Origin of the sequence: Sphingomonas sp. S1-29 (genome assembly GCF_026167545.1) — a bacterium.
Lineage (GTDB): Bacteria > Pseudomonadota > Alphaproteobacteria > Sphingomonadales > Sphingomonadaceae > Sphingomonas.
This window is the reverse complement of the sequence record NZ_CP110678.1, coordinates 1035915-1060377: the sequence shown is the minus strand read 5'-3', so window position 1 is coordinate 1060377 and position 24463 is coordinate 1035915. Positions and strand designations below refer to the sequence as shown.

Below are 24463 nucleotides of genomic sequence, written 5' to 3'. Positions count from 1 at the left end.
GGGACCGCCGCGAAGCGGTGGTGGAGGGGGCGGACGCCAACACGCCGCTCGTGTCCTCCCCCTCCACCAGCTTCGCTGGTCCCCCTCCCCCTGGCGGGGGAGGATTTAAGAGGTTCGCCCCACCAACCCCGTCACCCGTTTCAGCTTCGGCGCGACGATCGGCACCGTCAGCATCGTGCTCGCCACTGCCATCAGCAGCAAGGCGGTGAAGGTCTCGTTGGTGATGATCTGCCGGTCGAGCAGGATGTTGGCGAAGATGATCATGATCAGCGCCTTGGTCTGGAGCAGCCAGCCGATGGTCGAGGCCTCGCCCGGCGCCCATTTGAGGATCCGCCCGGCGATGCCGACGCCGAGTAGCTTGCCGCCGACCGACGCCGCCAGCAGCAACGCCGCCGCGCCGAACACCGCGACGCCGCCGACCCCCCATTGGGTGCGAAGCCCGGTCGAGAGGAAGAATACCGGCATCACGGTGAGCAGGATGGTGCCGCGGAAGCGGTCCATCGCTTCCTCGTCGAACCATTTCGAATCGAGCACCGCGCCCGACAGGAACGCGCCGACCATATAATGCAGCCCCGCCCAGTCGGCGGCGAACCCACAGGCCGCTAACCAGATCAGGCTGACATACCAGCGATCGGCCTCGGGGATTCGCTGCATCAGCCGGCGGATCGCCCAGGTCGCGACCGCGAAGGCGGCGAGGAAGGCGACCTGCCGGCCGACGCGCTCCCAATCGAGCAGGATCAGCGCAAGCACCCCCCAGATTGCGATGTCGTCGAGGCTGGCATAGCGCAGGATCCGCTGGCCGAGCGGCTGGCGCAGGATCGCGAGCTTGTCCATCAGCAGCACCAGGATCGGCAGCGCGGTGACCGCGCACGCCATGCCGATGCCGAGCACGACCTGCCAGGGCTGGCCGGCGGGTCCCGCCCAGCCGGGGGTGTGCAGCATGACGATCGCGGCGAGGCTGCCGAAGACGAGCGGGGTGACGAGCGCGAGCCCGGCGGTGATTCCGGTCTCGCGGCGGCTTGCCCAGGCTTGGCCGAGGTCGAGCTCGATTCCCGCGATCCAGACGAAGATCATCACCCCCCACCAGGCGATGCCGTTGAGCGTGGTGATGACCTGCGGGCTGAACACGAAGGCGTAATAATCGGGGAAGGCGGCACCGAGCACGCCGGGGCCGAGCAGCACCCCGCCGACGATCTGCACCACCACCAAGGGCGCCCAATAATCGAGCCGCCCCAATCGCCAGACCAGATAGGGAACGCTGAAGATCAGCAGCATCGCGATCAGAAAGGTCTCGGTCAGTGTCATCGCGTGCATGCGTATCTCCCCCGTAGCGGGCGTAGCGGGGTTTTCGGCAGGGAGACAAGAGGGGCGGGCGGGGCGTGGCGCGAGGCCGCGCGGGGGCATTGTCGCGGGCGTGGGAGGTCGGTACGCGATCGGGCATGACAAACGCTTCCGCTCCGCTTCGGCTGCACCTCGACGGTGCCGCGCTGGTCGCCAATTGGCGTGTGATGGCCGCGATGAGCGGCGGGGCGGCGTGCGGCGCGGCGGTGAAGGCCGATGGCTATGGCCTGGGTGCGCGCGCGGTGGTGCAGCGGCTGGCGGCGGCGGGGTGCCGCGACTTTTTCGTCGCGACCTGGGCCGAGGCGGCGGCGCTCGCCGATCTGGTCGTCGCGCACGACCTGTCGCTGTCGGTGCTGCACGGGGTGCGTCCCGAGGACATGGGCGCGGCGATCGACAGCCCTGCTCGACCAGTGCTCAACACGCCGGGCCAGGTCGCGCGCTGGCGCGAGGCTGGCGGCGGGCGGGCGTGCGACGTGATGGTCGACACGGGCATGCACCGGCTGGGGGTGTCGATCGAGGATGTGGCCGCCGGGTTGCTCGACGGGTTGGCGATCGAGACGCTGATGAGCCACCTTGCCTGCGCCGACGAGGATGTGCCGATGAACGAGGCGCAGCGTTCGGCGTTCGCAGGGCTGGCGGGGCGGACGCGCGCGCGGCGGATGAGCCTCGCCAATTCGGCGGGGGTGGCGCTGGGGCAGGGCTATGGCTTCGACCTCACCCGGCCCGGGATCGCGCTATACGGCGGCGAGCCGAGCGCGGCGCTGGCGGAACGGATTGCGCAGGTGGTGTTCCCACAGGCGCAGATATTGCAGCGGCGGCGCGTGCCGGCGGGCGGCGCGGTGGGCTACAACGCGATGTGGACCGCGCCGCGCGATACCGAGGTGGCGATCCTGAACTTGGGCTATGCCGACGGCTATCTGCGCGGCTTTTCGGGCACCGGCATGGCGAGCGCGGGCGGCGCGGCGTTGCCGGTGATCGGGCGGGTGTCGATGGACCTCACCGCGATCGACGTGTCGGCGGCGCCGGGACTGGCCGAGGGCGACTGGGTGACGATCGACTATGCGCTGCCTGTGGCAAGCGCGGCGAGCGGGCTATCGCAATATGAGTTGCTGACGGGGCTGGGCGACCGGTTCGATCGGCTCTGGGCATAAGAAAAAGGGGGGCCGCAGCGGCCCCCCTTTCCCCCTGTAGTCTCGATACCTTTTAGAACTTGATCGAGGCACCAGCGTAGAGGCTGCGTCCCAGATTACCGTAAGGAACGTTGCCTTCGGTGCCCAACAGGCCAAGCGGCGGCAGCGTGTCGAAGATGTTGTCGACGCCGAGATAGAAGCGGAAGTTTTCCGCCGCCTTCAGCCCAAGGCGGACGTTGTGGTAGAAAGTCTCCGGATAATAGACCAGCGAGTTGGAGTCGGGATTGAGCGGTGCCCGTCCATCGAACGCGAAGAACGTTTCATAGGCGCCGATCACCTGCTTATCGATGTAACGCATCTGATAGAACAGGTCGAAAGACGGCATTTCGAGATTGGCCGAAACCTGCCCTTCCCAGCGCGGCTCACCCAGTTCCGACAGCGTGCGGTCGCGGAAGTCGGGCGCCGACACGTCGGTGAAGTTGTTGCGCCGGAACACGTGGCTCACCACCGAACGCAAGCTGAGCGACCCAGCGCCGACTTCCATGCGGTAGTTCATATCGACATCGATGCCGTTGGTCTGGAACTTGGCGAAGTTGAACGGCTGGTTGAAGAAGGCAGGACCGGTGCGTGGAATGGTAACCGTCCCACCATCGTGGAGAACGTCCTGCTGGCCCGCGAACGTTCCGTTGGGATTGCGGAAGACGACCGCGCAGAACGGATTGTCGATGCCGCTTTCGTTGTCGTAGCACTGGTTGATGATCGTCTGACCGGTCAGGCCCTGGATCGCCTGCTCGATCTCGATGTTGTAGTAATCGATCGACAGCGTGAAGCCGGGCAGGAAGGTTGGTTGGAACACCGCACCGATGGTGAGGCTGAGGCTTTCCTCGGGATCGAGCAGCGGATTGCCGCGGTTGAAGCCCGACACGCCCGACGCCGCGCGGTTGCTGAACGGCTCGGTCACGCCGTTGAAGGTCTGCGTGGTGGGCACGCCCGCCGCGGCGCAGTTGCGAACGCGGTTGGGGTTGTTGTTGATGTTCTGCAGTCCGCAGGGATCCGCAAGGCCGTTGGCGAAGGTCTGCGTTTCGGCTGAGAACAGGTTCGACTGGGTGGGTGCGCGCACCGATTTCGCATAGCTCGCGCGAAGCCGGACATCGCGGATCGGCGCGTAGATACCACCGATGTTCCAGGTGAAGGTCTGACGCTTGTTGCCGACATTGTAGCCGGTCAAACGACCTGCGCCTTCGATGCTCAGTTCGTGCGCGAACGGCATGTTGGCGAGCAGCGGAACGCGAACCTCGCCGAACACTTCCTTCACCTCGAGCGCCGGCGGCGCAAAATCGGCAATCGCGTTCAGGAAGGTCAGTCCTGCCTTGGTGGTTTCGTCGTACGAAGACGAGGCCGTCTCGCGGCGATATTCGGCACCTACTGCAAAGCCGATCGGTCCACCCGGAAGGGTGAACAGCTGGCCAAGGTTACCCGAAACGAACGCCGATGCCACGAACTGCTCGGCCAGCTCTTCACGAGCAGAGGTGTAGCCGAAATAGTCGAGCGCAGCCTGGCCGGGCTGCCCTTCACCGAACAGATTGACGGGAACGCATGCGGGGTCGTCGTTCGCCGTGCTGGCGTCATTGTTGACCGCGCAGACGATCTGCCCCTGCGTGTTGCGGACCGCGTTGATCGACCGACCATATTCGGCGATCAAGACGTTACCGCGCGTCTCGTAATAACCTTCGGTCCGACCGTAATTGGCCGCGACTTCGTAGCGCCAGTCGTTGTTGAACGTACCGTCGATCCCGCCGACGATACGGAAGGTGTCTTTTCGGTGATCCTCGCCGCGACCGGCAAAATCGGTATTGAAACGCTGCGCCGTAAAGGTCGTCACGCCGGGTGCCAAGATGCCCTGGAGCTGCCCGCGCGCCTGGTCGGTCAGGAACGGGTTGTTGATGCTGAACGTGTTGTTGAAGAAGGTCGGCTGACCTTCCTGCAGCGATTCGACGCGGACGAACTTCGCTTCGATGAAGGGCCGGAAGCCCTGCGAGACTTCGAAGCTTGCCAGCAGGTTGGCAGCATAGCGATCGATCTGCGGCTGTAGCATGCCGGTTTCACGCAACGTCGAGCCTTCGCCGCCTACGCAGTTGGCCGAACCGACCGGACGAAAATCGGTGATGCAGTTGTTGCGGACGAGCGATCCATCGGGACGGAAGACATAGGTATTGCCGAACTGCGACAGCGGGTTCGACGAACCCGGGTTGGCAAGACCGCTGCAAACACGGCCGCGGCGTGCCTGGAATGCCGCGTTGCTTTCGCCGGTCGCCGCAGCGACGGGGCAAGCTGCCGTCAGGAGTCCGCCCAGCGAGATGTTGGTGTTCCGAACGCCAGTGATGAACGCATTGTCGGGAACGCCGTTGCCGGTGGCTGCCTCAGGCGTCGGGCGAAGCGCGCCGGCGTTGGGGTTTAGGTTCGGGCCGGTATTTTCGACCAGCTGGAGCTGGCTGCGACCGCTGTACGCGCCCGTCAGGTCGTCACGCTCGGTGAAATACAGCACGTCGCTACGCGCATATTCCAGGTTGACCGCGATGTTGCCGCGGTTGTCGGCAAAATTCTCACCCGCGGTTACGCTGACGAAATAATTGCCCGCATCACCGCGGTCGGACATGCCCGCCTGGCCGCGTACCGCGATACCGTCGAAATCGCGGCGAAGCCGGAAGTTGACTACGCCGGCGACCGCATCGGGGCCGTAAATGGCCGAGTTGCCGCCGGTGAGGATATCGATCCCCTCGACCAGATCGGTCGGGATGGTGTTGACGTCGACCGAGTTGGAGCCGGGCTGGGCGGTGACATGACGTCGACCATTGACGAGCACGAGCGTGCGCGCAGTGCCCAGGTTACGAAGATCGAGGATGCTTAGACCGGAGGTGCCGATGAAGCGCGTCGAGTTGCCCGACGTGTAGGTCTGCCCGAGCTGCGGCAGGTTGCTGAGCGCGTTGCCCAGCGAAACGTCGCCGGTGACGATCTCGTCGATCTCGACCGTGGTGATCGGATTGGTCGAATCGAGATTCGGGCGAGTGATGCGCGACCCTGTGATGACGATCGCGTCGCCTTCATCCGTCTGCGCATCATCGGTCGTTTGCACCGCGGCTTCATCCGCAGGCGCGGTCTGGGCTGCCGCAAGCTGCGGCAGGGTAAGAACGACGCCAGCGAATGCCGTGGCGCAAAGGAACCTGGTCGATTTCATTGAAAGCCCCCAATTCGTAATGAACTGGGGGTAGTTCACCCCTCCCAAGCGCTACTGACAATACGGGCCAGGCGTCAAAACCAAATTAAGTTTCAATTGTTGCGGGATTGTCACATATGTGTGGCATGTTACTAACACACTGTAACAATCGATACTAGTTGCTCACGCGCGCTCGACGCACATCGCGATCCCCATGCCGCCGCCGATGCACAACGTCGCCAACCCCTTCTTCGCATCGCGCTTTTGCATCTCGTAGAGCAGCGTCGTCAGCACGCGCGCGCCGCTCGCGCCGATCGGGTGGCCGATCGCGATCGCGCCGCCGTTGACGTTTACCCGCTCGGTATCCCAGCCCATGTCCTTGCCCACCGCGAGCGCCTGCGCGGCGAAGGCTTCGTTGGCTTCGATGAGGTCGAGGTCGCCGACGGTCCAGCCCGCCTTCTCAAGCGCGCGGCGACTCGCCGGGACGGGGCCGATTCCCATGATCGAGGGATCGACGCCGGCGCTGGCGAAGCTCTTGATCGTTGCGAGCGGGGTGATGCCGCGGCGCTGCGCTTCCTCGGCGGTCATCAGCACCAGCGCGGCCGCGCCGTCGTTGAGGCCGCTGGCGTTGGCGGCGGTGACGCTGCCGTCCTTCTTGAAGGCGGGGCGGAGCCCGGCGATGCCGTCGACGGTGGCGCCGGCGCGGATATATTCGTCGTCGCTGACGATCGTATCACCCTTGCGGCCCTTGATCGTCACCGGTGCGATCTCGTCCTTGAAGCGACCGGCGGCGCGGGCGGCTTCGGCGCGGTTCTGCGAGCGGACCGCGAATGCATCCTGGTCGGCGCGGGTGACCTGATATTGCTCGGCGAGATTCTCGGCGGTGATGCCCATGTGATAGCCGTTGAAGACGTCGGTGAGCCCGTCCTTGATCATCGTATCGACCAGGCTGGCGTCGCCCATCTTGGTGCCCGCGCGCATCGGCAGCGCGTGCGCCGACAGCGACATGCTTTCCTGGCCGCCCGCGACGACGATCGTCGCGTCGCCATTGGCGATCGCCTGCATGCCGAGCGCGACCGAGCGGAGCCCCGAGCCGCAGACCTGGTTGACGCCCCAGGCAGGGACTTCCTTGGGAACCCCCGCTGCCATCGATGCCTGGCGCGCGGGGTTCTGCCCCTGCGCGGCGGTGAGGACCTGGCCCAGGATCACTTCGGACACGTCCTCGCCCTTGATGCCGGCCTGTTCGAGCGCTGCTTCGATCGCGATGCGGCCGAGTTCGTGCGCGGGGGTGGTGGCGAAGGCGCCGAGGAAGCTGCCGACGGGGGTGCGCTTGGCGGCGACGATGACGATTTCGGGCATGCAGAGCTCTCCTTGGATGTTTGCGCCTATCTAGCGGAGGGTATGGCGGTTAGCCAGTCGGCGAGCGGCTGCCAGAGCTGCGCGCGCGCCGAGGAGCCGACGATCATCCCGACATGCCCCGCCGCCAGGATGCGCGCATCGGGCAGCCCGATCGCGCTGGCGGCGGGGACGATGCGGTCGTTGGCCGAGACGAACTCGACGAGCGGGCAAGCGAGCGCGTGCGGATCGACCAGCGTATCGCCGATCCGCCAGCGGCGGGTGCCGGGCAGGTCGGCATCGAACAGGTCGTCGAACATCTGGCGCCCCGCGGCATAGGCGATCGGCGCGCCGTCATTCGCCCAATCCTCGAGCGCGACGAAGCGGTGCGCGGCGGCGCTGTCGGGGGCGATATCGGCAAAGGATTCGAACTTGCCGATCGTGCGCGCGGGATCGAGCCGCCAGAAGCCCGATTGGAGCACTTCGATCGGCACCAGGCCGAGCTGGTCGCAGGCGGGTTGCGCGTCGGTCCAGAGACCGGCGATGTCGGCGCGCGCGGCGTCGCCGAAGCCGGCAAAGCGCCAGGGGGCGGCGATAAGCGCGACGCCGGCGACGGGGGTGAGCGCGGCAGCGGCGAGCGCGATTGTGCCGCCGAGGCAATAGCCGACCAGCAGCGGTGGCTCGCCGATGCTGCGCAGCAAGGGGAGCAGCAGCTGCTCGATATGCGAATCGATATCCTGCGCGCGATCGTCGGGGCCGGGCTGGCCCCAATCAACCAGCAAGGGCGCGAACCCCTGGGCCGCTAACCAGCGCAGCAGCGAGGTGTCGGGCGACAGGTCGAGGATGTAGGGCGGGTTGATGAGCGAGGGGACGAAGACCACCGGGCGCCCGGTGACGGCATAGCTGCGCAGCGTCGCGCGTCCGGCGGTGGCGACGATCTCGCCCGCTGGCGCGCGCGGTCGGCGCGGCGCGGCCTGATAGGCGCGAAGCCCCCCGAGTGCGCGCGCGCGGCGGTCGGGCGCGTCTTCGGTCTGGTTCCTGAGCATTTCCAGAAACAAAGGCAGCGGTCGCGGCGCTTGTTGCGGTGCAGTATCGAACGGTGTTACGGTTGCGTCCATCACTTGCGAGGGTCGTCCATGAAGAAGTCAACGCCAGACGGTGGGCCCGTCATCGTCAAGAAGTACGCCAACCGTCGTCTCTACAATACCGAGACATCGTCTTACATAACGCTCGAACATCTCGCAGTGATGACTCGCGAAGGCCGCGACTTCAAGGTCGTCGACGCGCGAAGCGACGAGGATATCACGCATAATGTGCTGACCCAGATCATCATGGAGGAAGAATCGCGCGGTGGGCAGACGATGCTGCCGGTGAGCTTCCTGCGCCAGCTGATCAGCCTGTACGGCGACAGCATGCAGGCGATGGTGCCGGGCTATCTCGAAGCGTCGATGGACAGCTTCAGCCGCAACCAGGAGCAGTTCAAATCGGCGGTCGAGGGTGCGTTCGCGCATTCGCCCTTCGCCGAGATCGCCAAGCGCAACATGGAAATGTTCGAGGCGGCGACCGCGGCGTTCAAGAGCGCTGGCGTGGTGCCGGGGGCGCCGCCGGTCGCGGCGGGTGCGGCTGCAGCGCCGGCGGCAACGGCTGGCGCGAGCAAGGACGACGAGATCGCGGCGCTGAAATCGCAGCTGTCGGCATTGCAGGCCAAGGTCGACAAGCTGGCCTGATCCGCGGTTAGCGTTCGCCGGCGGCGCAGCTTCGCTGCAGCCGGCGCGCGCGCTCGGCGGTGAGGCCCTGGTTGCTTGTCGCGCAGGGTTCGCCGCGGTGATCGGTTAGTACCGCATAGGGTAGGCCCACCGCGCGCTGCATCAGGCTACGGCGCAGCTCGCGCCGCGCCGGGGTGTCGATCGGCCAGCGGCGATTTGCGTCGATGTTGCGCAGCATCGCCCGCGTCGCGCGGGTGTCGTCATAGGCGACCACCAAGGTACGCGCTGGCCGGGCGGCGGCGGCGATCGCGTCGAGCTCGCGAAGCTCGCGGTGGCACGGCGCGCACCACGATGCGACGAACAGCAGCAAGGTGTCGGGCGGGGTGGTCTCCTGCGCCGCGGCGGGCGCTGCGGCAAGCGCAAGAACCGCCATTACGACTGGTCGCAACCGCGATCGAATCCCCCTCGACGATGACATGGTGGCCGGCATAGGTTCCTGCAAAACCGGGGGAATCGGACATGACGACTACCGCACTCGTTTCGTCGATGGCAATCGCCATCGCCAGCGTCGTCGCCGGCGGCGCGGCGACGGCGCAGGAGGCGGCGCCCAAGCCAATGACCGCGCAGGCGCGCTTCGATGCCGCCACCGCCGCTGGCGAGGCTGGCAAATGTGCCGAGGCGGTGGCGCAGTTCGAATCGATCGAGCAACTGCCGGTCGCGCGCCGCGAAGGCTTCCTCAAATCGGCGATCGCGGTGCGCAAGGGGCGCTGTCTCGCCCGGCTGGGGCGCGGCGATGAGGCCGAGGGGCTGATCCGGCAGGGGCTGCCGGCAATGGCGGCGGCGGGGGACAGTTTCGCCGACGAGCGGCGTGAGGCGCATCTGGTGCTGGCGCGTCAGGCACGCGCGCGGCTAGATTACGATGCCGCGCTGATTGATGCGAAGGCGGCGCTGGCGCTGTCGGCGGGACTGGGGCGGGTCAACCCGTTGCTGATGCTGGTGACGCTGACGCGATTCGACGGCGACGGCGCGGCGATCAGCTATGGTAAGGAAGCGCTGGCATTGGCGCAGGCGCAGGGCTTCGAAAAGCCAGCGTTCGCGCAAGTGCAAACGCATCTCGCGCGCGCGAGCTCAACCAAGGGCAGGCGGCGGCGGCATATCCGTTGCTGCAGGAGGCGGTTACCAATCAGGGTGGGTTGACGATGCGGGTATCCCAGATCGAGGTCGCGACACGCGGCGACCTGGCGCTGGCGGCATCGCTGCTCGGGAGGAAGGAGGAGGCGGCGAAATATCTTAGCTATACCGGTGCCGGACGGATCGCCAACGCGCCGTTCCAACGCGCGGTTTCGATGGATGCGCCTTTCTGCGGCGAATCGACGGGGCTCAAGCCCGAGGACGTCGCGGTCGTGGAGTTTGCGATCCGCGAAGATGGATCGGTTCTCGACCCCGAACCGATCTATGCCACCAGCGGTCGAACCGGTGCGCTGGCCTTTGCACAGGCAGTCGCCGATTGGTCTTGGGCGCCCGAGAAGATTCAGGAAGTACCCGCTTTTTTCCGAGCATCGACGCGGATCGAACTGCGCTGCACCACCGGTGCCGACGTCGGATCAGTAATGGCCCCGCTCGACGAGGCGGTCGCCGCATGGATCGATAGCAAGGGCGTGGTACCGGTCGATCCCCAGCTTAGCACCGCGCAGCAACTGCCGCTGTGGCGTGCGATGTTGGCCAAGGCGGTCGGGGCGGGCGATCAGGCCGCGGAGTTCGCCGCGAGTTGGTGGCTCGCCAAGTCGCCGTTGATCGATGTGGCGGAGCGTCGAACGCACACTGCGCGCGCAATCGCGTTGGCGCAGGCGATGCAGGCGCCAGCGCCGGCGATGGGCCGGCTCGCGATCACGCGCATCGACAACGCCAATGAACGACCCTCGGCCTGGCGAAAGGGGCAGCGGGCGATGTTGGCCGATCCGCGATATGGGGCCGATCCGCTGACCGCATCGACGCTGAGCCTGCGGATCGCGGCGCCGGGCGAGGGGCAACGCGAACCCGAAGATGCGTCTGCATTGCTTGACGCGGTGATCGCTCAGCCGGCGCTTGACGCGCGGCATCCGCTCAAGATCGCCGCCCGGCTCCGCCGTGCCAATCTGGCCGCCAAGGCAGGCGATCTCGCCGCTGCGCAGGCGCAGTTTCAGCAGACCGGGCTTACCGAGCAGCAATGCGCATTAATCGGGGTGAAACCCGCGCTGCGCTCGCACGGCATGGGCAATAGTGATTATCCGATGTTGGCCAGCAAGATCGGGTTCGAAGGGTGGGTTAGCCTCGAGCTCGACGTTTCGGCCGATGGTTCGACGCTTCGGCCCAGGACGTTGATCGCGTATCCGCCCTTCGTCTTCGGCGAATCCGCAGTCGCCGCAGCGAAAAACTTCCGTTTCGAATCAAGCTACCGGCCAAGCGGAGGCACAGCATGTACCGCCAGCCAACACGTCATTCGATACGGGCTCAACTACGACTGAAACGCCGCGTATCGTTCACTTGGGCTTGCGGAACTTGATCGTCATGCGGTCGCTTTCGCCGATCGTTTGATATTTCGCGCGGTCGACGTCCTTCAGGCGAAGCGAGGGCGGCAGCGTCCATACGCCCTCGGGCCAGTCGGCGGTGTCCTTGGGGTTGGCGTTCACCTCGGACTGGCCGGCGACCTCGAAGCCTGCCTTCTTGGCGAAGCCGATGACGCTGCTGGTCTTCATATAGCCGCTCTTTTCCTCGAGCGCTGAATCGCGCGCCTCGGGCAGGCGGTGCTCGACCACGCCGAGCGTGCCGCCGGGCTTGAGCATCGCGAACGCCGCGTTGAAGGCGGTCTGTGCGGCATCGGCACCGCCGAAGCGCCAGTTATGGACGTTGCGGAAGGTGAGGACGACGTCGGCGCTGCCCGCGGGGACCGTAGGCTCGCCGGGCTTAGCGGGGAAGGCGGCGACCTTGACCTTGCCATAGGTCGCGGCGTCCTTGGCGATCAGCGTCTGCAGCCCCTTCACACCATTGGGCATCGGCGCTGCGGCATAATAGGTGCCGCGCGCGCTCAGATACGGCGCGAGGATCTCGGTGTACCAGCCGCCGCCGGGATACAGCTCTACCACGGTGTCGGTGGGACGGACGCCGAAAAAGGCGAGCGTCTCGGCGGGGTGGCGATAGCGATCGCGCAGCTTGTTCGCGGGCGTGCGGGTGGGGGCGTCGACCGCCGCCTTGAGCGCCGAGGATGCGGTTTGCGGCGCGCCGATCGCGACGCTGGTGACGGCGGCGACGGTGGTCGCAAGGACGATGGCGGCAAGGGACTGGCGCATGACGATTCCTTCGGCGATGGGGTGCGGCACAGGATTAAGCGGGTAACGAAACGATGCAAGCGTGGTTTTGGACACACAAGGCATGGGCCGCGGTCGCGGCATTGCTCGCGGTGGCGGTGTGGGCCGGGGTCGCCGAGCATCGTCGCGCGCAGCGTGCCGATTGGGATCGGGTGGGCATGGTCTATTGGCCGAGCGTGCAGATGTTCGCACTGATCGGTGCGTTTATCGGCGCGCTGCTGGCGATCCGCGGCTGACGCCTGCTCAATAGAATTGGCGCAGCGTCAGCCGGCGCTGGGTGCCGTTGCACAGCCCGAGCTCGACGGTGCGGCCGGGGGTGCCCGCCGACCAGCCGGTATCGACGCTACCGCCGGCGTTGATCGGCGGGATCGGCGCGCCATCGACGGTGCAGATCTGGTCGCCCGCACGCCAGCCGGTCGCCGCGGCAGGACCGCCGCGCATCACGTGGAGCACGCGCAGCCGGCCATTGTCATAGCCGATCAGCAGGCCGCTGGTCGACCGCACCGGTGGTCGATCGACCGCCTTGCCCGGCGCGGTGACCATCCGCCCCGCGCGCGGATCGAGCAGCACGCGATAGCGTTGCAGCAGCCCCGACCCGATCCGCCCCGAGGTGCTGGTGAGATCGGAAAAGCCGCCCTTGCCCTCGATCCGCACCTCGACATTGCTGAGCGGCTGGGTGCCCAGGCGGGCGCTGGGGAGGATCGCCAGCTCGGTTTCGATCTGGCCGCCCAGGCCGAAGGCGACCGCGGTGGTGACCGCTTGCGGCTTGGCGCCCGACAGCGCCCACGCGGCGCGCGAGAGCGTCAGCGACGAGCCGTCGCCGGTGTCGACGATCAGCGGGCGCAGCCTTTTGTCGCCGATCGTGACCTCGCTGATGAACACCTTCGAGCGTGGGCCGACCGACAGCGGCGCGGTCGCGCCCTGGAACGGCAGGCGGCCGGTGGGAAGCAGGCGGAAGCGGCTGGCGTCGAAATCGATGTCGAGCGCGCAGCACGACAATATGTCGCTGCCGACGAGGATCTCGACAGGTTCGGCGCTACCCGTGGCGACCGCCTTGAGATCGACGACCGCGAACCGCCCGCCGCTGCGCTGGAGCCCGCCGAAGCCGAGGGTGCGCGTGGCGACCCAGCTGATCGGCACCGCGCCGCCGATCGCCTCGGCACGCACCGCGGGCGCGCGCGCGACATCGAGCCGCGCGGCGCTGGCGAAACGCTGCGACGCGACGCTGAAGCTGACCCCGGTATCGAGGATCGCGGCGGCGGGGCTGCCGTTGACCAGCATCGTGAAGCGAAGCTGGTTGCCGGGGGTGAGGGTGAAATCGACCCAGCGCGCCTCGCTGTCGGCGGTGAGCGCGACGCCGGCCACGGGGGTGGGCAGCGTCGCGGGGGGCGATTGGGCGGAGACCGTTGAAGCGGCGAAAAGCAGCGGCAGCGACGCCAGCCATGGGTAGTGCATGGCCGGGTGGTAGCGTGGGGGTGCGGCGAAGCGAAGCGGAATCGGGTTGGGAGGTTCTCTTGTCCAAATCCCCCGTTCGTCCTGAGTAGGGGCTGAGCGGAGGCGAAGACCCGTATCGAAGGACAGTGCCCCAAGCGGGCGGGTGCTTCGATACGCCGCTTCGACAAGCTCAGCGGCTACTCAGCACGAACGGGTGGGGTAAGACCTACCCCCCGCTGCGAACCCCGCCGCGATCGGCGACGATGCTCGGCGAAGGCCCGGTCGCCGGGCGAAGCGACTCGCGTTCGGCCGCCGATACCGGCGCGGTGGGGTCGGGGCGGAAGGCCACCGGCGCGCGCGCGCTGCCATCGGGGCGCGGCGCGTCGAGCGCCAAGTCAGGTGCGGCGTGTTCGGGCGAGGCGGCGTTGCGGTTGCGCAGCCAAAAGCCCGCCGCGACCGCGCCGATGCCAGCGACCAGCGCGCCGACCGAGGCGAGCGAGAGGGTCTTGCGGCGCGAAGGAGTCTGGTGGGTCATGGGCGATGCTTTCCGAAACGATGATGAGGGCTAAACCACCGGGTGCGGCCCGCGTTCCTTGGAGTTAGCAAGGTCGCGGGCGGCGGGGTCAGGCGGCGGTGTCGGCGCCCAATTGCTTCATCACCGCGGCATGGAGCCAGATGTTCATCTCGGCCGAGCCGTCCTTGGCGCCGGTATAGCCGAGCTCGGTCGCGAGCTCCTTGCGGTTGTCGAGGCTCGAATCGAGGTCGAGCAGCTTCATCAGGTCGACGATCGAGGTCCGCCAGTTGAGGTCAGGATTGCCCTTGAATTCGGCGAGCTCGACCAGCCGCTGTTCGGCCGATTGCGCGACCGGGGCGGCGGCTGCAGGTGCTGCGGGCGCGGGTTGGGCGGGGGCGGGGACCGGCGCGGGGCGCGTTGGCTGGGCGGTGGGGGCAGGGGCTGCCTGCGGTGTGGCCTGCGGCTCGGGCTTGCGACCGCCGATATAGCCGTCGCCCATCGGGCCGCCATTGGTGCCGAAGATCGCGTCCTTGATCTTGCCGAAAATGCTCATGCGCCTGCTCCTGGGGTTGTTCGGGGGCTGAACGCGCGGGCATGAACATGGTGCCCGCGTAATGATTATTCGGGCATCGGCGTCGCCAAGGCGCGCCCTTAGGCCGGTCCGAGTGATCTACGCGCCCCCTTATTCAAGTCTGCCAGACCAAGGCGGGGGTAAAAAGGAACGGCACTTGGACAGGCTGAGTGCGAACGGGGACTGGATAACGGGAGGCCTAATCGACCTCGGCGGGCCGCAATTTCGCGATACCCGCTTCCTTCTGGCGCTTGAGTTCGGCCTTCAGCCGCTGCGGATCGGGCGCCAGGATGAAGCCGAAGCTGACCCCGCCTTCTTTCCCGATCGTCGCATGGTGCAGCTTGTGCGCCTGCACCAGCCGCTTGGCATAGCCGCGCTTGGGCACCCAGCGGAAGAAGCGCTGGTGCACCAGCCCGTCATGGATGAAGGCGTAGATCAGCCCGTAGACGGTGATGCCGAGCGCGGTCCACCACAGCGGCTCGGACCAGCCCGCCTGCGGGTTCAGATACGCCGCAACGAACATCGCGCTGACGATCGTGCCGAAGACGACCGCATACAGGTCGTTGCGTTCGAGCGCGTGATCGTGCGGCTCGTGATGGTCGCGATGCCAGCCCCAGCCCCAGCCGTGCATGATGTAGCGATGCGCGGTCCACGCGAACAGCTCCATGCCCGCGACGGCGGCGAGGACGATGGCGATCTTTTCGAACGCGGTCATTGGATGCTTCCACTGCGCAGCGTCGCCCGGCGGCAGGCGGGCAGCCCCCACCAGGGCACGCCGGGGTTCACATGATGCTCGTGATGATAGCCAAAATGGAAACACGACGCCAGGCTGGCGAGCGTGCCGAAGCCTTCGCTGCGCGCATTGTGGCGGTCGGTGAAGCCGTCATCGTCGTGGCGGTGCGGGCGATAGGTGCCGAAATAGAAGAGCTGGAGCGACGACAGGATCGCGGGCAGGCCATAGAGCAGGATAATGTTGGCGAGCGGCACGCCGAACACCAGCCAATACACGTTGACCACGGTCATCACGTACAGCCCCGATTGCCAGCCGAAATAGCGCTTCAGGAAGGTCGTGTACCAGCGCACGAAATTGCGCGGGTTGGCGGCATCGAAATCGGGGTCGCGCTCGCTGCCGGCATGGCGGTGATGCTCGAAATGCGCGTCGCGCATCTTGGCCCAGCCAAAGCCCGCATAGAGCAGCAGCAGCCCCGCGCCGATGCGCGCGTTGAGCGTCGGCCGCCCCGGGGCGAGCGATCCGTGCATCGCATCGTGCGCGACGATGAACATCCCGACCGACAACCAGCATTGCAGCGCCATCAGCACCGCCACCAGCGGCAGGGTGACAAGCTCGATCTCGAGCACGAACATCGAAACGAAGTGGATAGCGAGCCACGCGGTGCAGATCGCCGCGGCGAGCGACGTCCCGATCAACGCCTGCCGCGGCGCGGCCCAGCGATAGCGTGCGGGGGTTTCGGGGGAGTGGGCGACCGCTGTCATGAAGGTTGCACATAGGGGCTGGCGGCGCGCTTCGATAGTGGGCGTGGGGCGGTAGGGGGGCGATGCGGTGTTCCTCCCCCTGGCGGGGGAGGATTTGGGTTGGGGTGGTCGTTGTCGGCGGCTCCGGCCGGCAAACAGGTGGTTCGTGCCGATGGGATCGGCCTCTGCGTCAAAACATCCTCCCCCGCCAGGGGGAGGTGGCGCCGGAGGCGACGGAGGGGGAGGGTGCGGCGAGGGTTGATTGTGGCGGCTTGCTCCTAGACCGCGAGCCGGACCGCCGCCCGCCCCCTCCGTCAGCCCTGCGGGCTGCCACCTCCCCCTGGCGGGGGAGGATTGGGGTTGGGAGGTCGTTGTTGGGGGCTTTCCGGGTTGCAGAGGAGGTGGTTCGTGCCGGTCGGATCGGCAAGTGCGTCAAAACATCCTCCCCCGCCAGGGGGAGGTGGCGCCGGAGGCGACGGAGGGGGAGGGTGCGGCGAGGGTTGATTGGGGCGCCGTCTACCAGACCGCGCGCCGGACCGCCGCCCGCCCCCTCCGTCAGCCCTGCGGGCTGCCACCTCCCCCTGGCGGGGGAGGATTTGGGTTGGGGTGGTCGTTGTTGGCGGCTTTCCGGCCGGCAAAGAGGTGGTTCGTGCCGGTCGGATCGGCCTGTGCGTCAAAACATCCTCCCCCGCCAGGGGGGGGTGGCGCCGGAGGCGACGGAGGGGGAGGGTACGGGGCGGGTCGATTGTGGCGCCGTCTCCCAGACCGCGAGCCGGACCGCCGTCCTCCCCCTCCGCCAGCCCTGCGGGCTGCCACCTCCCCCTGGCGGGGGAGGATGGGGAGCGACATAATGTGACGCGGCGGCTTGCCCTGGCGCACAAAAACGTTAGAGCGCGGCGGCATGGCCAGTCCGCTAACCATGTATGAAAAGATCTGGGCCGATCATGTCGTCGAACGGCGCGATGACGGCACCTGCCTGATCTATATCGACCGTCACCTCGTCCACGAAGTCACCAGTCCGCAGGCGTTTTCGGGGCTTCGCGCCGCTGGCCGCGCGGTGCGCCGGCCCGAGCTGACTCTGGCGGTGCCCGACCATAACCTTCCGACCACCGCGCGGGTCGATGCCGAAGGCAACCGCCTGGCGATCGCCGACCCGGCCAGCGCCGAACAGCTCGCCGCGCTGGAGCGCAACGTCGCCGAATTCGGCATCACCTATATCGACGCGATCGAGGCGCGGCAGGGGATCGTCCATGTCGTGGGGCCGGAGCAGGGCTTTACGCTTCCGGGTACGACCTTGGTGTGCGGCGACAGCCATACGTCGGCGCATGGCGCGCTGGGGGCGCTGGCGTTCGGGATCGGCACCAGCGAAGTCGAGCATGTGCTCGCGACGCAGACCTTGCTGTTGCAACAGGCCAGGACGATGGAAGTCCGCGTCGACGGCACGCTGGGCTTCGGCGTGTCGGCCAAGGACGCCATCCTGGCGATCATCGGCAAGATCGGCGCGGCTGGCGGCACCGGCCATGTCATCGAATATACCGGCGAAGTCATTCGCGGGCTTTCGATCGAGGGGCGGCTGACGATCAGCAACATGTCGATCGAGGGCGGCGCGCGCGCCGGGCTGATCGCGCCCGACGAGACGACCTTCGCCTATCTGAAGGGGCGGCCGATGGCGCCGCAGGGTGAGGATTGGGAGCGCGCGGTCGCCTATTGGCGGACGCTGCCGAGCGATGCCGGCGCGGTATTCGACAAGACCGTGCTGCTGCATGCCGACGACATCGCGCCGTCGCTCACCTGGGGCACCAGCCCCGAGGATGTCGTGCCGATCACCGGCGTGGTGCCCGCGCCCGAAAGCTTCGCCGATCCGTCGAAACAGGCGGCGGCGCGCAAGTCGCTCGACTATATGGGGCTGACGCCGGGGATGCGGATGCAGGACGTCGCGGTCGAGCATATCTTCATCGGCAGCTGCACCAACAGCCGGATCGAGGATCTGCGTGCCGCCGCCGCCGTCGTGCGCGGGCGCACGATCGCGGGCGGGATCAAGCAGGCGCTGGTCGTCCCCGGATCGGGGCTGGTGAAGCGCCAGGCCGAGGCTGAGGGGCTCGACCGCATCTTCGTCGAGGCGGGCTTTGAATGGCGCGAGCCGGGCTGTTCGATGTGCCTGGCGATGAACCCCGACAAAGTTCCGCCAGGCGAACGCTGCGCTTCCACTTCGAACCGCAATTTTGTAGGACGGCAGGGACCGGGCGCGCGCACGCATCTGGTTTCGCCGGCGATGGCGGCTGCCGCGGCGGTAACGGGGCGGCTGGCCGATGTCAGGGAGTTGATCGGGCGCGCGGACTGACCGGTCGAAACGGAACCGGGGACCACCCGGAAGGGGTCGAGTAGATGCGTAAGGTATTGGCGTTGTTGATCGCGGGAACGCTGTTGAGCGGGCTCGCCGCGGCGTATGCGGGTACGGCGAAGCGCGGCACGCTCGTGGCGGCGACGCCGGGCAGCCCGGTCAAGGCGCTCGCCGAAGATTAAGGCCGGCCGGTTGCGGCCCTGCCTGCCATCCCGCCCCCCAAAGGGCGGGCCATTCGTGTTGGGGAGAAATCTGTGATCCGTCGTCTTGCCTTGTCGGCCGCGCTGTTGGCCGCCCCCGCGTCGCAGGCCGCCGCGCCGCAAGCCGCGCCGGCGATTGCGGTCACGCTTGCCGCGTTCGAATGCGGGCGGCTGGTGCATGACGATCTGGGGCGCTTCAACGACACCTTCCGCTTCGCGGGCGAACGGCGTGAGGCGATCGCCGGCTGCTTTCTGATCCGCCATCCCAAGGGGGTGCTGCTATGGGATACCGGGATTTCGCGCGAAATGGCGGCGGGATCGAAGGGGCGGCTGACCTTCGTCGCGCCGATCGCGCAGCGATTGCGGGCGGCGGGGCTCACGCCGACGCAGGTAACGCATGTCGGGATCAGCCATTATCATGCCGACCATAGCGGCAGCGCGAAGGACTTCCCCAAGGCCGAACTGCTGATCGGCGAGCGCGACTGGGCGGCGGTCCAGGGGTTCAAGCCCGACGATGCGCAGCGGCTGGCGCTCGCGCCCTGGGTGAGCGGCGGCGGCAAGGTGGTGCCGGTGAAGGGCGATCGCGACGTCTTTGGCGACGGCAGCGTGATGATGCTGCAGATGCCAGGGCACACGCCGGGGCACAGCGCGCTGCTGGTGCGGCTCCCCGGCGCTGGCCCGGTGCTGATCAGCGGCGACCAATATCATTTCCGCGAAAACCGCGAAGTGCGCGGGGTGCCGACCTTCAACACCGATCGCGCCGACACGCTGGCATCGCACGATCGTTTCGAGGGGATCGCCAAGCAGCTGAAGGCGCGCGTCATCATCCAGCATGATCCGCGCGACATGGCGGGCCTGCCCGCGTTTCCCAAGGTGCTGAACTGACCATGCAACCCGTGATCCGCATCGACGGCCAGGCCTATCCTTATGGTGTAAAGAATGTCGACACCGACATCATCATCCCCGCGCATTGGCTGAAGACCACCAGCCGCGAGGGGCTGGGCAAAGGGGCGTTCGAAACGGTGCGCGCGGTGCCGGGCAACGTGTTCGACGATCCTGCTTATGCCGGCAGCCCGCTGCTGATCGCCGGCGACAATTTCGGCTGCGGCTCCAGCCGCGAACACGCTGCCTGGGCATTGGCCGACATGGGGGTGCGCGCGGTGATCGCGCCGAGCTATTCGGACATCTTCTCGGGCAACGCGATCAAGAACGGGATCGTCCCCGTCGTGCTGGCGCAGGACGCGATCGACCGGCTGCTCGATGTCGCGCGTGATGGCCAGCCGATCACCGTCGATCTCGAGACGATGACGGTGACGACCAGCTTCCAGGATCGCTTCGGCTTCGAACTCGACCCGTTTCGCCGCCAATGCCTGATGGAAGGGCTGGACGAGATCGGCATCACGCTGGCAAGAGATACCGCGATTTCGAATTACGAGGCGCAGGCACTCAAGTCGCGCCCGTGGATCGCGGGAGAGAGCCGAAATGCGGGCATTGCTATCGAGGGCGCCGGGCGGACCTGAAACTCTGGAATTGGCCGAGCTGCCCGATCCGGTCGCTGGCCGCGGGCAGGTGATCGTCGCGGTGAAGGCGTGTTCGATCAACTTTCCCGACGTGCTGATCATCGAGGATAAATATCAGTTCAAGCCGCAGCGCCCGTTTGCGCCGGGCAGCGAGATCGCCGGGGTGATCGACAGCGTTGGTGACGGCGTCGAGGGCTGGGCGGTCGGCGACCGGGTGATCGCGATGACCGGCCATGGGGGCCTCAGCGAAAAGGTCGCGGTCGATGCGGCGCGGCTGTACCGCCTACCCGAAGGGCGAAGCTTCGAAGAAGGCGCGGCGCTGCTGCTGACCTATGGCACGACGATCCACGCGCTGCTCGATCGCGGGCATCTGAAGGCGGGGCAGACGTTGCTGGTGCTCGGTGCGGCGGGCGGCGTCGGGCTGGCGGCGGTCGAGCTCGGCAAGGCGTTCGGCGCGCGGGTGATCGCGGCGGTATCGTCGCAAGAAAAGGCCGCTGCGGCAGCGCAGGCGGGGGCCGACGAGACGCTGGTGTACGAGCGGGCGCCGTTCGACAAGGCGCAGTCGAAGGCGCTCGCCGATCAGTTCAAGGCGCTGCTCGGCCCCGATGGCGCCGACGTGATCTATGACCCGGTCGGCGGTGATTATGCCGAACCGGCGCTCCGCTCGATCGGTTGGGAAGGGCGCTATCTGGTGGTCGGCTTCCCTGCGGGTATCCCCAGGCTGCCGCTCAACCTGACCCTGCTCAAAAGCTGCGACGTCTGCGGCGTGTTCTGGGGCGCTTTCGCCGCGCGCGATCCGCAGGCCAACGCCGCGCATGTCGAACGGCTGTTCGAGCTATGGGCCAATGGCGCGATCGCTCCCCGCGTGACGCGCACCTTCGCGTTCGAGGATGGCGGCCAGGCGATCGCGGCGATGGCAGCGCGTCAGGCGATCGGCAAACTGGTGGTGCGGGTGGGCTAGCGATCCAACGCTCCCGTTCGTTTCGAGCGAAGTCGAGAAACAGTGCAAAGCGCGAATGGCCGGTTTCTCGACTTCGCTCGAACCGAACGGGTTTCCCTTGTGCGCTGGCACTAGCGCGGTCGTTTCGGGTGCCCTATCTCCCAAGCATACAGCCTAAAGGGAAGATGAGCACATGACGACCTTCGACGATCGCGAACGGGCATTCGAAGCGAAGTTCGCGCGCGACGGTGAGATGGAGTTCCGCATCTCGGCGCGGCGCAACCGGCTGCTCGGCCAATGGGCCGCGGGCCACATGAAGCTGACGCCCGAAGAGACCGACGCCTATGCCAAGGCGGTGGTCCAGGCCGATTTCGAGGAAGCCGGCGACGACGACGTCGTCCGCAAGGTGCTGGGCGACCTGACCGCCGCGGGCGTCGAGGTCGACGAGGCGATGGTCCGCGAGGCGCTCGCCGCGCAGACGATCGAGGCACGCCGCCAGATGATGGAAGTGCGCTGATCCGATGCCGATGGCCGCCGACGATATCGAAACGCTGATCCGCACCGCGATCCCCGATGCGCAGATCACGATCACCGACCTGGCCGGCGACGGCGATCACTACGCCGCGCATGTCGTGGCCGAAAGCTTTCGCGGCCTCCCGCGCGTGCGCCAGCACCAGGCGGTCTATGCAGCACTTGGCGGTCGGATGGGCGGGGTGCTCCACGCACTTCAGCTGACCACCGCAGTTCCCAAGGAGTAATATCGATGACCGACGACATCCACGCTCGCCTGCAAGGCCTGGTCGACGCCAACGACGTCGTGCTGTTCATGAAAGGCAGCCCGCTATTCCCGCAATGCGGTTTCTCGAGCCGCGCGATCGCGATCCTGGGCCACCTCAACGTCGCCTATGAAAGCGTCGACGTGCTGCAGGACCAGGGCGTGCGCCAGGGCATCAAGGCGTTCAGCGACTGGCCGACGATCCCGCAGCTCTACGTCAAGGGCGAGTTTGTCGGCGGTTCGGACATCATGATGGAGATGTTCGAAAGCGGCGAGCTGCAGCAGCTGATGGAAGAAAAGGGCGTCGCGCAAGCCGCGTGAGCCGCACGGGCTCGGGGTGAATCGCTCGGGCCGGAATTTCGGAAAATACCCGGGCGGGCGGGTCGTCGCAAAACGGGGGGAGCGACGACCCGCCCTTTGAAGCGCGGGAGCGCGACAGGTACGCCCCACACTATGCAGTGACCGTGCCAAGCCGGTAGTCTCGCCGATATCCGTAGCTTCCCAAGGTTAACGCAGCCGATGCCGCCAAGCCGGTTGTAAGCGCTACCGACACGCTGAAAGCTCCTTGACTACGCGCGTAATCGATGTGATTACATGCGTAGTCGAGGAGGGTTTATGGTCGAGCGTATCAGTGATGCCGAACATGCGGTGATGGAGGTGCTGTGGGATGAAAGTCCGCTCAGCGCCCAGGAAGTCGTCGAACGTATCCCCGCCGATCGCGACTGGAGCGCGAACACCGTCAAGACGCTGCTCGGGCGGCTGCTGGGCAAGCAGGTGATCGCGCATGAGGAAGATGGGCGGCGCTATCTGTACCGCCCCGTCGTCGCGCGCGAATCCTACGTCGCGGGCGAATCGCAGCGGATGATCGACCGGCTGTTCGGCGGCCGGCTCAGCCCGCTGGTGGCGCACCTGGCCGAGCGCGACGCGCTGACCGGCGACGACATCGCCGAGATCGAGGCTTTGCTCAAGGAGTTGAAGCAATGACCGGCTGGATCATCGAAACGCTGGTAGCAACCACGCTGTTAATGGCGCTGGTGCTGCTGCTGCGCGAACGCGTGCGGCGCGCGTTCGGGCCGGGCATGGCCTATGCGCTCTGGGCGCTCCCGGTGCTGCGGATGCTGTTGCCGCCGATGCCCGACGAGTTGCGTCCGCTCGACATCGCGCCGATCGGCGCCGCGACCGAACCCGGCACGGTGATGATGATGGTGCCGGTCGCCGAGATCCCCGCGCTGCCGCAAGGGTGGGGGATGAGCGACGTTCCGGTCGCGGTGATGCTGTGCTGGGCGATCGGCGCGGCGCTGTTCGTCGGCTATCACGTCTTCAGCCATTCGCGCTTCTGTGCGCGGCTGCGCGGCAGCGCGCGGCGGACGGTTTCGATCGTCGGCGGGCGGGTCGACATGATCGAGAGCGACGCCGCGAGCGGCCCGCTGGCGTTCGGCATCTGGCGCAAGGCGGTCGCATTTCCGGCCGATTTCGAGGAGCGCTATGACGAGCTCGAGCGTGACCTGGCGCTGGCGCACGAGCTTGGCCACCATGCGCGCGGCGACCTGCTCGCCAACTGGGTCGCGCTGGCGATGCTGGGGTTCCACTGGTTCAACCCGATCGCCTGGCGTGCCTATCGCGCCTTCCGCGCCGACCAGGAAATGGCGTGCGACGCGATGGTGCTGAGCGACCGGCATCCCGCGCTGCGCCACGCTTATGGCCGCGCGATCGTCAAATCGGCGCATGGCGGCGCGGTTTCGGCTGCCTGCCATCTGCACAGCGTCAACGAGATCAAGGGGAGACTGCGGATGTTGACCAAGCACAGCAAGCCTTCGCGTGGGAAGCGGATCATCGGCGCGGCAGGGATCGGCGCGCTGACACTGGCGGGGCTGGCGGTAACCGCCTCGGGCACCGCCGCCGCCGACGAATTGCGCGCCAAGGTAGAAAGCCGGATCGGGATGCCGCTCGACGAGATCGTGCTGCCGATCCCACCCGAAATGCCCGAAATGCCCGAAATCCCCGGAACGCCGGAGACCCCGGAGACCTCGGAGGTGCCGACAATGTTCGAGCAGGTCGCTGACTTCGCCGAGCCGCCGATGCAGGCTGCCGACATGCCCGCGCCGCCACCGCCGCCGCCGGTGCCGGACTTCCCTGCGGTGCCCGAAGCCCCCGCGATGCCCGTCCCGGCCGCGCCCCCCGCACCGCCGTTGCCGCCGTTCCCTTCGGAGGGGGAGGGGACCTATGTCTATCGCTACTCGCATGACGGCAAGACCACCGAACTGCGCCGCAAATGGGCCAAGCGCGGCGGCGGCGATGTCGATGTGACCGAAATCCGGCGCGTTCGTTGCGGCAAGGGGACGGGCAATGTCACCAACCGCGTCGAGGGGCGCAAGCGGATCACCACGATCTGCATCGACCGGATCGAACGCCAGGCCCAGCAGGCCGAGCTTGCCGCCGAAAAGGCGAAGCGCTCGGCGGTATTTGCCAAGGCTAACGCGCTGGCGAGCCTGACCAACGCGCGGCGGACCGTGGCGGCGCAGGAGGGGCTATCCGAAGCGCAGCGGCGCGAGGCGCTGGTGGGGATCGACTTGGCGTTGGCCGAGCTGCGGACGCCCGACTGATACCCGGGGGCGGGGGCGCATG

26 protein-coding genes are annotated in these 24463 nt (G+C 67.1%); 15 read left to right on the top strand and 11 right to left on the bottom strand.

The window, feature by feature from the left end:
- Positions 1-105: 105 nt before the first annotated feature.
- Entirely contained in the window at positions 106-1314 is a 1209-nt protein-coding gene (locus OKW76_RS04955) for a cation:proton antiporter (protein ID WP_265551669.1), read from the bottom strand.
- Positions 1315-1439: 125 nt separating this feature from the next.
- Here OKW76_RS04955 and OKW76_RS04950 point away from each other — a divergent pair, with 125 nt between their 5' ends.
- On the top strand, positions 1440-2492 hold the full coding sequence (locus tag OKW76_RS04950) for an alanine racemase (protein ID WP_265551668.1): 1053 nt from the start codon (positions 1440-1442) through the stop codon (positions 2490-2492).
- A 52-nt stretch (positions 2493-2544) separates the two neighbouring features.
- Here the strand turns inward: OKW76_RS04950 and OKW76_RS04945 are convergent, their stop codons facing one another.
- The 3 genes from OKW76_RS04945 to OKW76_RS04935 form a co-directional block, all read right to left on the bottom strand.
- Positions 2545-5604: a TonB-dependent receptor domain-containing protein gene (locus OKW76_RS04945; RefSeq protein WP_265551667.1), complete on the bottom strand. Its 3060-nt coding sequence runs from the start codon at positions 5602-5604 to the stop codon at positions 2545-2547.
- A gap of 264 nt (positions 5605-5868) precedes the next feature.
- Complete coding sequence (locus OKW76_RS04940; RefSeq protein WP_265551665.1) at positions 5869-7044, bottom strand: acetyl-CoA C-acetyltransferase; 1176 nt, start codon at positions 7042-7044, stop codon at positions 5869-5871.
- Between the two features lie 26 nt (positions 7045-7070).
- Positions 7071-8066, bottom strand: a complete 996-nt coding sequence (locus OKW76_RS04935; protein WP_265551664.1) for an alpha/beta fold hydrolase — start codon at positions 8064-8066, stop codon at positions 7071-7073.
- 90 nt (positions 8067-8156) lie between these two features.
- On the opposite strand from OKW76_RS04935, the gene phaR reads away from it, so the two are divergent.
- The gene (gene phaR / locus OKW76_RS04930; protein ID WP_265551663.1) at positions 8157-8747 is read left to right on the top strand and encodes a polyhydroxyalkanoate synthesis repressor PhaR; all 591 of its coding nucleotides are present in this window, start codon (positions 8157-8159) and stop codon (positions 8745-8747) included.
- Positions 8748-8754: 7 nt separating this feature from the next.
- On the opposite strand, the gene OKW76_RS04925 is transcribed toward phaR, so the two are convergent.
- A complete protein-coding gene (locus OKW76_RS04925; RefSeq protein WP_265551661.1) occupies positions 8755-9159 on the bottom strand; it encodes a TlpA family protein disulfide reductase in 405 nt (134 codons plus the stop codon).
- A gap of 86 nt (positions 9160-9245) precedes the next feature.
- Between OKW76_RS04925 and OKW76_RS04920 the strand changes: the two genes are divergently transcribed.
- Positions 9246-9923, top strand: coding sequence for a hypothetical protein (locus OKW76_RS04920; protein ID WP_265551659.1), 678 nt, complete (start codon positions 9246-9248; stop codon positions 9921-9923).
- A 413-nt stretch (positions 9924-10336) separates the two neighbouring features.
- Positions 10337-11230: a hypothetical protein gene (locus tag OKW76_RS04915; protein ID WP_265551658.1), complete on the top strand. Its 894-nt coding sequence runs from the start codon at positions 10337-10339 to the stop codon at positions 11228-11230.
- 15 nt (positions 11231-11245) lie between these two features.
- Here OKW76_RS04915 and OKW76_RS04910 read toward each other — a convergent pair whose 3' ends face one another.
- On the bottom strand, positions 11246-12052 hold the full coding sequence (locus OKW76_RS04910; RefSeq protein ID WP_265551656.1) for a class I SAM-dependent methyltransferase: 807 nt from the start codon (positions 12050-12052) through the stop codon (positions 11246-11248).
- Positions 12053-12105: 53 nt separating this feature from the next.
- Between OKW76_RS04910 and OKW76_RS04905 the strand changes: the two genes are divergently transcribed.
- Positions 12106-12306, top strand: a complete 201-nt coding sequence (locus OKW76_RS04905; RefSeq protein WP_265551654.1) for a hypothetical protein — start codon at positions 12106-12108, stop codon at positions 12304-12306.
- A 7-nt stretch (positions 12307-12313) separates the two neighbouring features.
- On the opposite strand, the gene OKW76_RS04900 is transcribed toward OKW76_RS04905, so the two are convergent.
- From OKW76_RS04900 to OKW76_RS04880, 5 genes are all read right to left on the bottom strand, one after another.
- Complete coding sequence (locus tag OKW76_RS04900) at positions 12314-13525, bottom strand: aspartyl protease family protein (RefSeq protein ID WP_265551651.1); 1212 nt, start codon at positions 13523-13525, stop codon at positions 12314-12316.
- A 205-nt stretch (positions 13526-13730) separates the two neighbouring features.
- Complete coding sequence (locus OKW76_RS04895) at positions 13731-14039, bottom strand: hypothetical protein (RefSeq protein WP_265551648.1); 309 nt, start codon at positions 14037-14039, stop codon at positions 13731-13733.
- Between the two features lie 88 nt (positions 14040-14127).
- On the bottom strand, positions 14128-14571 hold the full coding sequence (locus OKW76_RS04890; RefSeq protein ID WP_265551646.1) for a DUF3597 domain-containing protein: 444 nt from the start codon (positions 14569-14571) through the stop codon (positions 14128-14130).
- 217 nt (positions 14572-14788) lie between these two features.
- Positions 14789-15304: a sterol desaturase family protein gene (locus OKW76_RS04885; protein ID WP_265551644.1), complete on the bottom strand. Its 516-nt coding sequence runs from the start codon at positions 15302-15304 to the stop codon at positions 14789-14791.
- Positions 15301-16083, bottom strand: coding sequence for a fatty acid desaturase (locus OKW76_RS04880; protein WP_265551642.1), 783 nt, complete (start codon positions 16081-16083; stop codon positions 15301-15303). The genes OKW76_RS04885 and OKW76_RS04880 overlap by 4 nt, the downstream gene beginning before the upstream one ends.
- 880 nt (positions 16084-16963) lie before the next feature.
- Here OKW76_RS04880 and leuC point away from each other — a divergent pair.
- The 10 genes from leuC (at position 16964) to OKW76_RS04830 (ending at position 24441) form a co-directional block, all read left to right on the top strand.
- Entirely contained in the window at positions 16964-18403 is a 1440-nt protein-coding gene (gene leuC, locus OKW76_RS04875) for a 3-isopropylmalate dehydratase large subunit (protein WP_265551640.1), read from the top strand.
- Between the two features lie 44 nt (positions 18404-18447).
- Positions 18448-18585 carry a hypothetical protein gene (locus OKW76_RS04870; protein ID WP_256507705.1) on the top strand — a complete coding sequence of 46 codons (138 nt, stop codon included), beginning with the start codon at positions 18448-18450 and terminating at the stop codon, positions 18583-18585.
- 72 nt (positions 18586-18657) lie between these two features.
- Complete coding sequence (locus OKW76_RS04865) at positions 18658-19488, top strand: N-acyl homoserine lactonase family protein (protein ID WP_265551637.1); 831 nt, start codon at positions 18658-18660, stop codon at positions 19486-19488.
- A 2-nt stretch (positions 19489-19490) separates the two neighbouring features.
- Positions 19491-20123 (top strand): 3-isopropylmalate dehydratase small subunit, encoded by a 633-nt coding sequence (gene leuD, locus OKW76_RS04860; protein ID WP_265551635.1) that lies wholly within the window; start codon positions 19491-19493, stop codon positions 20121-20123.
- On the top strand, positions 20086-21084 hold the full coding sequence (locus OKW76_RS04855; protein WP_265551633.1) for an NADPH:quinone oxidoreductase family protein: 999 nt from the start codon (positions 20086-20088) through the stop codon (positions 21082-21084). The genes leuD and OKW76_RS04855 overlap by 38 nt, the downstream gene beginning before the upstream one ends.
- A gap of 172 nt (positions 21085-21256) precedes the next feature.
- Positions 21257-21580, top strand: a complete 324-nt coding sequence (locus OKW76_RS04850) for a DUF1476 domain-containing protein (RefSeq protein ID WP_265551631.1) — start codon at positions 21257-21259, stop codon at positions 21578-21580.
- Positions 21581-21584: 4 nt separating this feature from the next.
- Positions 21585-21821 carry a BolA/IbaG family iron-sulfur metabolism protein gene (locus OKW76_RS04845; protein WP_131603432.1) on the top strand — a complete coding sequence of 79 codons (237 nt, stop codon included), beginning with the start codon at positions 21585-21587 and terminating at the stop codon, positions 21819-21821.
- Between the two features lie 5 nt (positions 21822-21826).
- Positions 21827-22159, top strand: a complete 333-nt coding sequence (gene grxD / locus OKW76_RS04840) for a Grx4 family monothiol glutaredoxin (protein WP_265551628.1) — start codon at positions 21827-21829, stop codon at positions 22157-22159.
- A gap of 294 nt (positions 22160-22453) precedes the next feature.
- Positions 22454-22822 carry a BlaI/MecI/CopY family transcriptional regulator gene (locus OKW76_RS04835; protein WP_265551626.1) on the top strand — a complete coding sequence of 123 codons (369 nt, stop codon included), beginning with the start codon at positions 22454-22456 and terminating at the stop codon, positions 22820-22822.
- Positions 22819-24441, top strand: coding sequence for a M56 family metallopeptidase (locus tag OKW76_RS04830; protein ID WP_265551625.1), 1623 nt, complete (start codon positions 22819-22821; stop codon positions 24439-24441). Before OKW76_RS04835 ends, OKW76_RS04830 begins: the two co-directional genes overlap by 4 nt.
- The last annotated feature ends 22 nt before the right edge of the window (positions 24442-24463 follow it).

Excerpts from the sequence above, each read along its gene's own strand:
- OKW76_RS04925 (WP_265551661.1), bottom strand. The coding sequence starts at position 9,159 with ATGGCGGTTCTTGCGCTTGCCGCAGCGCCCGCCGCGGCGCAGGAGACC.
- OKW76_RS04870 (WP_256507705.1), top strand. The coding sequence starts at position 18,448 with ATGCGTAAGGTATTGGCGTTGTTGATCGCGGGAACGCTGTTGAGCGGG.
- leuC (WP_265551640.1), top strand. The coding sequence starts at position 16,964 with ATGGCCAGTCCGCTAACCATGTATGAAAAGATCTGGGCCGATCATGTC.
- OKW76_RS04880 (WP_265551642.1), bottom strand. The coding sequence starts at position 16,083 with ATGACAGCGGTCGCCCACTCCCCCGAAACCCCCGCACGCTATCGCTGG.
- OKW76_RS04890 (WP_265551646.1), bottom strand. The coding sequence starts at position 14,571 with ATGAGCATTTTCGGCAAGATCAAGGACGCGATCTTCGGCACCAATGGC.
- OKW76_RS04950 (WP_265551668.1), top strand. The coding sequence starts at position 1,440 with ATGACAAACGCTTCCGCTCCGCTTCGGCTGCACCTCGACGGTGCCGCG.
- OKW76_RS04915 (WP_265551658.1), top strand. The coding sequence starts at position 10,337 with ATGGCCCCGCTCGACGAGGCGGTCGCCGCATGGATCGATAGCAAGGGC.
- grxD (WP_265551628.1), top strand. The coding sequence starts at position 21,827 with ATGACCGACGACATCCACGCTCGCCTGCAAGGCCTGGTCGACGCCAAC.
- OKW76_RS04900 (WP_265551651.1), bottom strand. The coding sequence starts at position 13,525 with ATGCACTACCCATGGCTGGCGTCGCTGCCGCTGCTTTTCGCCGCTTCA.
- OKW76_RS04850 (WP_265551631.1), top strand. The coding sequence starts at position 21,257 with ATGACGACCTTCGACGATCGCGAACGGGCATTCGAAGCGAAGTTCGCG.
- OKW76_RS04905 (WP_265551654.1), top strand. The coding sequence starts at position 12,106 with ATGCAAGCGTGGTTTTGGACACACAAGGCATGGGCCGCGGTCGCGGCA.
- OKW76_RS04845 (WP_131603432.1), top strand. The coding sequence starts at position 21,585 with ATGCCGATGGCCGCCGACGATATCGAAACGCTGATCCGCACCGCGATC.
- OKW76_RS04835 (WP_265551626.1), top strand. The coding sequence starts at position 22,454 with ATGGTCGAGCGTATCAGTGATGCCGAACATGCGGTGATGGAGGTGCTG.
- OKW76_RS04955 (WP_265551669.1), bottom strand. The coding sequence starts at position 1,314 with ATGCACGCGATGACACTGACCGAGACCTTTCTGATCGCGATGCTGCTG.
- OKW76_RS04920 (WP_265551659.1), top strand. The coding sequence starts at position 9,246 with ATGACGACTACCGCACTCGTTTCGTCGATGGCAATCGCCATCGCCAGC.
- OKW76_RS04895 (WP_265551648.1), bottom strand. The coding sequence starts at position 14,039 with ATGACCCACCAGACTCCTTCGCGCCGCAAGACCCTCTCGCTCGCCTCG.
- OKW76_RS04830 (WP_265551625.1), top strand. The coding sequence starts at position 22,819 with ATGACCGGCTGGATCATCGAAACGCTGGTAGCAACCACGCTGTTAATG.
- OKW76_RS04940 (WP_265551665.1), bottom strand. The coding sequence starts at position 7,044 with ATGCCCGAAATCGTCATCGTCGCCGCCAAGCGCACCCCCGTCGGCAGC.
- phaR (WP_265551663.1), top strand. The coding sequence starts at position 8,157 with ATGAAGAAGTCAACGCCAGACGGTGGGCCCGTCATCGTCAAGAAGTAC.
- OKW76_RS04885 (WP_265551644.1), bottom strand. The coding sequence starts at position 15,304 with ATGACCGCGTTCGAAAAGATCGCCATCGTCCTCGCCGCCGTCGCGGGC.
- OKW76_RS04855 (WP_265551633.1), top strand. The coding sequence starts at position 20,086 with ATGCGGGCATTGCTATCGAGGGCGCCGGGCGGACCTGAAACTCTGGAA.
- OKW76_RS04910 (WP_265551656.1), bottom strand. The coding sequence starts at position 12,052 with ATGCGCCAGTCCCTTGCCGCCATCGTCCTTGCGACCACCGTCGCCGCC.
- leuD (WP_265551635.1), top strand. The coding sequence starts at position 19,491 with ATGCAACCCGTGATCCGCATCGACGGCCAGGCCTATCCTTATGGTGTA.
- OKW76_RS04935 (WP_265551664.1), bottom strand. The coding sequence starts at position 8,066 with ATGCTCAGGAACCAGACCGAAGACGCGCCCGACCGCCGCGCGCGCGCA.